The sequence below is a fragment of the Kitasatospora sp. NPDC004799 genome (genome assembly GCF_040609095.1).
Taxonomy (GTDB): Bacteria; Actinomycetota; Actinomycetes; order Streptomycetales; family Streptomycetaceae; genus Kitasatospora.
Genome location: NZ_JBEXJK010000346.1, coordinates 1 through 9,018, shown reverse-complemented (window position 1 = coordinate 9,018; position 9,018 = coordinate 1). Strand labels below are relative to the sequence as shown.

General features: G+C 75.0%; 6 protein-coding genes and 1 pseudogene. 6 read left to right on the top strand and 1 reads right to left on the bottom strand.

The window, feature by feature from the left end; genetic code table 11:
• Window positions 1-57 precede the first annotated feature (57 nt).
• Window positions 58-1,398, bottom strand: coding sequence for a UDP-N-acetylglucosamine 1-carboxyvinyltransferase (gene murA / locus ABZW03_RS31510; protein ID WP_355265823.1), 1,341 nt, complete (start codon window positions 1,396-1,398; stop codon window positions 58-60).
• A gap of 302 nt (window positions 1,399-1,700) precedes the next feature.
• Here murA and ABZW03_RS31505 point away from each other — a divergent pair, with 302 nt between their 5' ends.
• The 6 genes and pseudogenes from ABZW03_RS31505 to ABZW03_RS31480 form a co-directional block, all read left to right on the top strand.
• Window positions 1,701-2,285 (top strand): YqgE/AlgH family protein, encoded by a 585-nt coding sequence (locus tag ABZW03_RS31505; protein WP_355265820.1) that lies wholly within the window; start codon window positions 1,701-1,703, stop codon window positions 2,283-2,285.
• 63 nt (window positions 2,286-2,348) lie between these two features.
• A complete protein-coding gene (locus tag ABZW03_RS31500; RefSeq protein ID WP_049653451.1) occupies window positions 2,349-2,627 on the top strand; it encodes a DUF3039 domain-containing protein in 279 nt (92 codons plus the stop codon).
• 91 nt (window positions 2,628-2,718) lie between these two features.
• Window positions 2,719-4,329, top strand: a complete 1,611-nt coding sequence (locus ABZW03_RS31495) for a beta-N-acetylhexosaminidase (protein ID WP_355265817.1) — start codon at window positions 2,719-2,721, stop codon at window positions 4,327-4,329.
• 324 nt (window positions 4,330-4,653) lie between these two features.
• Window positions 4,654-5,520, top strand: coding sequence for an FAD binding domain-containing protein (locus ABZW03_RS31490; RefSeq protein ID WP_355265826.1), 867 nt, complete (start codon window positions 4,654-4,656; stop codon window positions 5,518-5,520).
• A gap of 77 nt (window positions 5,521-5,597) precedes the next feature.
• Window positions 5,598-6,044, top strand: a pseudogene (locus ABZW03_RS31485) ((2Fe-2S)-binding protein); the annotation flags it as partial.
• 734 nt (window positions 6,045-6,778) lie between these two features.
• Window positions 6,779-9,018: xanthine dehydrogenase family protein molybdopterin-binding subunit (locus tag ABZW03_RS31480; protein WP_355265814.1), on the top strand; the 2,240-nt coding region annotated here is incomplete at its 3' end.

The window sequence follows — 9,018 nt, the reverse complement described above, 5'->3', positions numbered from 1 at the left end:
CTCGCCGTCGTGCGGTGGCCGGCCCGGCCGGGCCGGCCACGGGGGCCGGACCGCCGGTCAGGCGTCGACCAGCTGCTCCTCGGGGAGCTCGACGTGGGCGCCCAGGTCGCGCAGCTTCTCCATGAAGTTCTCGTAGCCGCGGTTGATCAGGTCGATGCCGTGCACGGTCGAGGTGCCCTCGGCCGCCAGCGCCGCGATCAGGTACGAGAAGCCGCCGCGCAGGTCCGGGATGACCAGCTCGGAGCCGATCAGCTTGGACGGGCCGGAGACGACCGCGGAGTGCAGGAAGTTGCGGGCGCCGAAGCGGCACGGGGTGGCGCCCAGGCACTCGCGGTAGAGCTGGATGTGCGCGCCCATCTGGTTCAGCGCGCCGGTGAAGCCGAGCCGCGACTCGTACACCGTCTCGTGGACGATGGACAGGCCGGTGGCCTGGGTCAGCGCGACCACCAGCGGCTGCTGCCAGTCGGTCTGGAAGCCCGGGTGCACGTCGGTCTCCAGGGCGATCGCCTTGAGCTCGCCGCCCGGGTGCCAGAAGCGGATGCCCTCGTCGTCCACCTCGAAGGCGCCGCCGACCTTCCGGAAGGTGTTCAGGAAGGTCATCATCTCCAGCTGGCGGGCGCCGCGGACGTAGATGTCGCCCTTGGTGGCCAGCGCCGCGCAGGCCCAGGAGGCGGACTCCAGCCGGTCCGGCAGCGCGCGGTGGTTGTAGCCGTTCAGCTCGTCCACACCGGTGATCAGGATCGTCCGGTCGGTGCCCAGCGTGATGATCGCGCCCATCTTCTGCAGGACGCAGATCAGGTCGACGATCTCCGGCTCGATGGCCGCGTTGCGCAGCTCGGTGACGCCCTCGGCGAGGACGGCGGTGAGCAGCACCTGCTCGGTCGCGCCGACCGAGGGGTAGGGCAGCTCGATCTTGGTGCCGCGCAGCCGCTGCGGGGCGACCAGGTAGGTGCCCTGCGGGTGCTTCTCGATGGTGGCGCCGAACTGGCGCAGCACCTCGAAGTGGAAGTCGACCGGGCGGCCGCCGATGTCGCAGCCGCCCAGGCCGGGGATGAAGGCGTGGCCGAGGCGGTGCAGCAGCGGGCCGCAGAACAGGATCGGGATCCGCGAGGAGCCGGCGTGCGCGTCGATGTCGGCGACGTTGGCGCTCTCGACGTGCGAGGGGTCGAGGATCAGCTCGCCCTCCTCGTCACCGGCGCGCACCGTCACGCCGTGCAGCTGCAGCAGGCCGCGGACCACCTTGACGTCGCGGATGTCCGGGACGTTGCGCAGTCTGCTGGGGCCCTGCCCGAGGAGGGCGGCGACCATGGCCTTGGGCACCAGGTTCTTCGCACCGCGGACGCGGATCTCGCCTTCGAGCGGGTTTCCGCCATGGACCAGCAGGACGTCGTCGGTCATCGTTCTCGCAATCCGGGGTGCCAGAGGAGTCGGGGGAGGGGCTCCGGGAGAGAGCCGGTGGTGGACCGGTCGTACGGGCGCGTTCGGGCCCCCGGCGAAACCGAGTCGGCACCGTATAAGGGCGTCCACCAGACGTAGATGGTAGTAGGCGTGCCGATGGTTCCCGTGAGCCTCTCCCGTGATGGTGCTCTCTCCCGGCCCGCGCCCGCCCTCCGGTACGGCCGTACGGGTGTTCGTCCGGCGTGGCGCGTTTCCGAGTGTTGCGGTGTCCGAGGGGTGCCGTTCTGCGGGATCATGTGGGCATGACGGCGGCCCATTCGCACGGAGGCCGGTCCCACACCGGCCGTCTGCTCGTCGCGACGCCCCTGCTCACCGACCCGAACTTCGCGCGGGCGGTGGTGCTGCTCCTCGACCACGACGCCGAGGGGGCGCTCGGCGTGGTCCTCAACCGGCCGACGCCGGTCGAGGTGGGCAGTGTGCTGGACGGCTGGAACAGACTCGTCGGACAGCCGGCCGTGGTGTTCCAGGGCGGTCCGGTGGCGCTGGACTCGGCGCTCGGCCTCGCGGTGGCGCCGGGGGAGCCGGGCACCGGGGAGCCGCTCGGCTGGCGCCGGGTGCACGGCGCGATCGGCCTGGTGGACCTGGAGGCGCCGCCCGAGGTGCTGGCCGGCGAGCTGGGCAGCCTGCGGATCTTCGCCGGGTACGCCGGCTGGTCGCCGGGGCAGCTGGAGGCGGAGCTGGAGACCGGTGCCTGGTACCTGGTGGACTGCGAGCCCGGGGACGTCTCCAGCCCGGAGCCGGAGCGGCTGTGGCGTGCGGTGCTGCGCCGCCAGCGCGGCCCGCTCGCCCTGCTGGCGACGTACCCGGACGACCCGACGATGAACTGAGCCGACCGGCCCGGCGCCGCGGCACTGGCCGGGTTTCCGGAGGCCCCCATAGACTTGGCACCCATGAGCACTCTTGAGCCCGAGCGCGGCCTCGGCACCGGCACCCTGGTCGAGCCCGTCCCGCAGGTGTCCCACGGGGACGGCGACCACGAGCGCTTCGCGCACTACGTCCAGAAGGACAAGATCATGGAGAGCGCGCTCTCCGGGTCCCCCGTGGTGGCGCTCTGCGGCAAGGTGTGGGTGCCCGGGCGCGACCCGAAGAAGTACCCGGTCTGCCCGATGTGCAAGGAGATCTACGACGGCATCGGCAAGCCGCAGGGCGGCGACGGCGACAAGAAGTAGTCCGGGCCGCCGCGCACGACGCCGTTTTGCATAGCACCCGGTTTCCCGGGTGGTCTATGCCAATCGTTCGGGGCGTGGGCAGGATGTCGGAATGGACCTCATTCCCGCACCTTCGAGTGCCGCCCGCCGCCCGGACGAGGACTATCCGCTCGACGCCGCCACCACGCTGACCGCACCCCCCGCGCTGGCCGACGCCGAGCGCTGGCTGCGGGCCACGCTGTCCGCCGCCACCGGGCTGCCGCTGGGCCCGGGCCGGCCGGGTGCGGGCATCGAGCTGGTCCAGGACGGGACGCTGGCCGCCGAGGCGTACCGGATCACGGTGCGCCCCGGCCACGCCCTGGTCGCCGCGGGCGGCCCGGCCGGCGCGCTGTGGGGCGCGCAGACCCTGCGGCAGCTGCTCGGGCCGGACGCCTACCGCCGCTCGCCGCTGCGCCGCGAGGGCTGGGTGCTGCCCGGCGCCGACATCGCCGACGCCCCCCGGTTCGGCTGGCGCGGCGCGCTGCTCGACGTCGCCCGGCACTTCCTGCCCAAGTCGGACGTGCTGCGCTTCGTCGACCTGCTGGCCGCGCACAAGCTCAACGTGCTGCACCTGCACCTGACCGACGACCAGGGCTGGCGGATCGAGATCAAGCGCTACCCGGGGCTGACCGAACGCGGGGCCTGGCGGGAGCGCTCGATGGTCGGCTACCGGTCCGGGCAGCGCCGCGACGACCGCCCGCACGGCGGCTACTACACCCAGGACGACCTGCGCGAGATCGTCGCCTACGCGGCCGCCCGCGGGGTCACCGTCGTCCCGGAGGTCGACCTGCCCGGCCACACCCAGGCCGCCGTGGCCGCCTACCCCGAGCTGGGCAACACCGACGTGGTGGACACCGCCGCGCTCGGGGTGTGGACCGACTGGGGGGTGAGCCACCACGTGCTCAACGCCTCCGAGGAGACCCTGCGGTTCTTCGAGGGCGTGCTGGAGGAGGTCCTGGAGCTCTTCCCGTCCGAGTTCATCCACCTCGGCGGCGACGAGTGCCCCAAGGAGCAGTGGAAGGACAGCGCCGCCGCCCAGGCGCGGATCCGCGAGCTGGGCCTGGCCAACGAGGACGAGCTGCAGAGCCACGTCATCCGGCACTTCGACCGCTGGCTGGCCGCGCGCGGCCGCCGGCTGATCGGCTGGGACGAGATCCTGGAGGGCGGGCTCGCGCCGGGCGCGGCCGTCTCCTCGTGGCGCGGGTTCGGCGGTGGGGTCGCCGCCGCGAAGGCCGGGCACGACGTGGTGATGTGCCCCGAGCAGCACGTCTACTTCGACCACCGGCAGGCGGACGGGCCGGACGAGCCGATCCCGGTCGGCTTCGTGCGCACGCTGGAGGACGTCTACCGGTTCGAGCCGGTCCCGGCCCAGCTGGACGAGGCCGCCGCGCGGCACGTGATCGGCACCCAGGCCAACCTGTGGAGCGAGTTCATGGACAGCGCCCGGGACATCGACTACCGGGCCTTCCCCCGGCTGGTCGCCTTCGCCGAGGTGGCCTGGTCCGCGCTGCCCGCCGAGCCGGCCGAGCGGGACTTCGCCGGTTTCGAGCGGCGGCTGACGGCGCACCTGAGGGTGCTGGACGCGCTCGGCGTCGAGTACCGCCCGGCCTCCGGCCCGCACCCGTGGCAGCGGTGGCCCGGGGTGGCCGGACGGCCGATCGAGGGGCCGCCGCCGGTCCGCTAGACACGCCCTGGACACGCCCAGGTCCTCCGCACCGGGAACTTCTGAACGGTCGTCCGACGTCAAGAACTGATGAACATCTGCCCTGGCCCGGAGCGGGTCGGGGCAGATACCGCCCGGTATCGGTCCCAATCGGGCAGCCCCGTTCACCGGCCCCGAAGTGATCATCGAGCATTGTGTGCCAGAGTTGCCCAACCCGGCCCGATCGCCCGTACCCTACGGGCCAGGCCGGGCTGCTGACGCAGGACAGCACGGCCGAAGGCCGGCGGGCGGCAGGCGATCGATGAGCAAGTGGAGCACGGTGGGACCCAGGTGAACCGGACGATCATGCTGCCGGCCTCCCTCGACGAGGCCGTCGACGCGCTGGCCGCCGCCCCGGCCGCGGTACCGGTGGCCGGAGCCACCGACCTGATGGAGGCCGTCAACGCCGGCCGGCTCCGCCCCGCCGCCCTGGTCGGCCTCGGCCGGATCACCGAACTGCGCGGCTGGCGCTACGAGGACGGCGGCACCGCCGTGCTCGGCGCCGGACTCACCCACGCCAGGATGGACCGCCCCGACTTCGCCGCGCTCATCCCCGCGCTCGCCGACGCCGCCCGCACCGCCGGCCCGCCGCAGGTCCGCAACGTCGGCACCCTCGGCGGGAACATCGTCACCGCCGCCCCGGCCGGCGACACCCTCCCGGTGCTCACCGCGCTGGAGGCCAGCGTCACCCTGGCCCGGGCCGGCGGCACCCGCGAGGTGCCGGTCAGTCACCTGCTCACCGGGCTCGACCCGGTGCGCCCCGGCGAGCTGCTCACCTGGGTGCGCGTCCCGCTGCTGCACGCCCCGCAGGTCTTCCTCAAGGCCACCGGCCGCAGCGGCCCGGCCCGCGCCACCGCCTCCGTCGCCCTCGTCCTCGACCCGGCCCGGCGCTCGGTGCGCTGCGCCGTCGGGGCCGTCGCGCCGGTGCCGCTGCGGCCGCTGGAGGCCGAGGCCTGGGTGGCCGGCTGCATCGACTGGGACGGCAGCCGGGAGATCGACCCGGCCGCGACCGCGGCCTTCGGCGAGTACGTGGCCGCCGCCTGCGTCCCCGACAACTACGGCGCCGAGGGCGCCTGGGAGGCCGTGACCGAGGGGCCGACCGCGGCCGCCGTCCGATTGCGGCGTACCGTATCGGTGCTGGCCCGACGGGCACTGGGAAGGGCGCTGAAGTGACCACAGACCCCATCGAGACCCTGGACGCCGACCCGCTCGGCCTCTCCCCGCAGGTCAGCCGCGAGCTGCGCCCGTGCGCCTCGTACACGCTGCGGGTCAACGGTTTCGAACGGCCCGTCACCGACGCCTGGATCGGCGAGAGCCTGCTCTACGTGCTGCGCGAGCGGCTCGGCCTGGCCGGCGCCAAGGACGGCTGCGAGCAGGGCGAGTGCGGCGCCTGCTCGGTGCAGGTGGACGGCCAGCTGGTGGCCGGCTGCCTGGTGCCGGCCGCGCTGGCCGCCGACAGCGAGATCAACACCGTCGAGGGCCTGTCGGCCGCCGGCGGCGCGAGCGCCGTCCAGCAGGCGCTGGCCGCCTCCGGCGCCGTCCAGTGCGGCTACTGCACCCCCGGCATGGCGATGGCGGTGCACGACCTGCTCCAGCGCAACCACCGGCCCAGCGAGGTGGAGGCCCGGCAGGCGCTGTGCGGCAACCTCTGCCGCTGCACCGGCTACCGGGGCGTGCTGGCCGCCGTCCAGACCGTCGCGGACGCCCGCGCGCTGGAGGCCGAGGAGGCGGAGGAGGCCGCGGCGCTCGCCGAGGCCGCCGCCGCGCAGGCCGCCGAGGCCGCTCCCGGGGCGCCGGCCGCCCCGGCCGCCGAGCAGGCCGCCGAACCGCCGGCGGAGGCGCCGGTGGAGCCCGGACAGGCCGTCGAGCCGCCGGTCTACACCGACGCCGAGGCCTGGATCGAGCACGTCCCGCAGCAGCCCGTCGAGCCCCACCCGGCCGCCCACCCCGCGCCGCAGCCCGCGCCGCTGTCCGGCGCCGTGCCGCAGGGCGTCGCGCAGGCCCCGGCCGGAATGCCGTACGGCGACCCCCAGGGCTACGACACCGGCGTGTACGACACCACCGTGCTGGCCCCGATCCGGGACACCATCCCCGCCCAGGCCAGCGACGAGCAGGTGTACTACCCGCCGCAGGGCTACCCCGAGCAGCCCTACCAGGCCACCCCCGCGCACGGCACCTACCTGCCCTACCCGGACGGCCACCAGCAGCAGAACGGCTACGACACCGGGTACGACGCCCCGGTCTACGAGTCCACCCCCGCGCACGGAACCCCGCTGCCCGGCGCCGCCTACGACGGCACGCCGCCGCACGGCACCCCGTACGCCGCCCCGCACCCGCACGGTGCCCCGGCCGAGGGCGGCGCCCCGGCCGGCGTCCCGTACGGTGCCACCCCCGCCCACGGCATCCGGCTCCCCGAGGACGACCACGCATCATGACGTCGCCTACCGACATCGGCGCAGCACTCCAGCAGGACGGTGGCGAGGGCGGCGCACCGGAGCCGATCGGCCTGGGCAGCTCGCCGCTGCGCAGCGACGCGCTGCCCAAGGCGCTCGGCATCTACCCGTACGCGGCCGACCTGTGGGCCGAGGGGCTGCTGTGGGGCGCCGTGCTGCGCTCGCCGCACCCGCACGCCTGGATCCGCGGCATCGACACCTCGGCCGCGCTGGCGCTGCCCGGGGTGCACGCCGTGGTCACCGCCGCGGACCTGCCGCCCGGCCCGGACGGCACCCCCGACGGCGCCCCGGCCGGGCCGATCGTCGCCGACCGGCCGGTGCTGGCCGCCGGCGTGGTGCGCCACCACGGCGAGCCGATCGCCGCGGTGGCCGCCGACCACCCGGACACCGCCCGGGTGGCGGTCGGGCTGATCGCGGTCGACTACGAGCCGCTGGAGGCCGTCACCGACCCCGAGCAGGCCTTCACCGCACCGCCGCTGCACCCGGACGGCAACCTCTTCCGCCACCTGCCGCTGCGCACCGGGGACCCGGACGCGGTCGGCGAGATCGTCGTCGAGGGCCTGTACCAGGTCGGCCGGCAGGACCCGGCCCCGCTCGGCGCCGAGGCCGGGCTGGCCGTGCCGCGCCCGGACGGCGGCGTCGAGCTGCACCTGTCCTCCACCGACCCGCACGGCGACCGCGACCGCACAGCCGCCTGCCTCGGCCTGGAGCCGGACCGGGTCCGGCTGGTGGTCACCGGCGTGCCCGGCGCCACCACCGACCGCGAGGACATCTCGTTCCAGGTCACCCTGGCCCTGCTGGCGCTGCGCACCGGCCGCCCGGTGAAGATGACGCTCACCCGCGAGGAGTCCTTCCACACCCACACCTCGCGCCACCCCGCCCTCCTGCGCTACCGCCACCACGCCGACGCCGAGGGCACGCTGGTGAAGGTCGAGGCGCAGATCCTGCTGGACGGCGGCGCGTACGCGGACGTCTCCGCCGAGGCGCTGGCCGCCGCGACGGCCTTCTCGGCCGGTCCGTACGTCTGCCCGAACGTCTTCGTGGACGCCTGGGCGGTGCGCACCAACAACCCGCCGGCCGGCCGGATGCGCGGCGAGGGCGCGCTGCAGGCCTGCTTCGCGTACGAGTCGCAGCTGGACCAGCTGGCCGCCCGGATCGGCGTGGACCCGGTGGAGATCCGGCGCCGCAACGCGATGTCCACCGGCGACCCGCTGCCCACCGGACAGGCCGTCACCTGCCCGGCGCCGGTGCGCGCCCTGCTGGACGCCGTCGCCGCCGAGCCGCTGCCGGCCCTGCCGGTGGACGACCCGGACGCCGAGTGGCTGCTGCCCGGCGGGCCCGGCGGCGCGGGCGACCCGGCGGCGGTGCGGCGCGGCATCGGCTACGCCGTCGGCATGGTGCACATGCTGGGCGCCGAGGGCGAGGACGAGGTGTCCACCGCGACCGTGCGGGTCAGCGGCGACCACGCCACGGTGATCTGCGCGGCGGTCGACGCCGGGCAGGGCTTCGCCACGCTGGCCCGGCAGATCGTGCAGACCGTGCTGGGCGTCAGCGAGGTCTACATCGCGCCGGCCGACAGCGACCAGTCGATCGCCGGGCCGTCCGCCCGCGGCCGGCACACCTGGGTCTCCGGCGGTGCGGTCGAGCGGGCCGCGCTGATGGTCCGCCACCAGCTGCTGCAGCCGATCGCGGCGAACTTCGGGATGTCGGCGGAGCTGCTCCAGATCGCCGACGGCAAGATCACCTCGTACGACGGGGTGCTCGGCATGCCGGTCGCCGAGGCGCTGGAGGGCAAGGAGCTGTGGGCCACCGCGCAGTGCCGCCCGCACCCCACCGAGCCGCTGGACGAGGCCGGGCAGGGCGACGCCTTCGTCTCCATCTCGTTCTGCGCGATGCGCGCGGTGGTGGACGTGGACATCGAGCTGGGCGCCGTGCGGGTGGTCGAGATGACGGTCGCCCAGGACGTCGGCCGGGCGCTGAACCCGCGCCAGATCGAGGACCGGATCGAGGCCGGGGTGGCCCAGGGCGTGGGCCTGGCCCTGCTGGAGGACCTGCGGACGGAGGGCGGGGTGCTGCGGAACCCCTCGCTCACCGGCTACCGGCTGCCGACCGCGCTGGACACCCCGGAGGTGCGGATCGCCGCGCTGCTGGAGGAGCGCGACGTGGTGGCCCCGTTCGGCGCCAAGGCGGTCGGCGCCGTCCCCGCGGTGGTCGCCCC

Bases quoted from the DNA above. Each gene is read 5' to 3' on its own strand.
- murA (WP_355265823.1), bottom strand. From the start codon at position 1,398: ATGACCGACGACGTCCTGCTGGTCCATGGCGGAAACCCGCTCGAAGGC.
- ABZW03_RS31505 (WP_355265820.1), top strand. From the start codon at position 1,701: ATGACGGCGGCCCATTCGCACGGAGGCCGGTCCCACACCGGCCGTCTG.
- ABZW03_RS31500 (WP_049653451.1), top strand. From the start codon at position 2,349: ATGAGCACTCTTGAGCCCGAGCGCGGCCTCGGCACCGGCACCCTGGTC.
- ABZW03_RS31495 (WP_355265817.1), top strand. From the start codon at position 2,719: ATGGACCTCATTCCCGCACCTTCGAGTGCCGCCCGCCGCCCGGACGAG.
- ABZW03_RS31490 (WP_355265826.1), top strand. From the start codon at position 4,654: ATGCTGCCGGCCTCCCTCGACGAGGCCGTCGACGCGCTGGCCGCCGCC.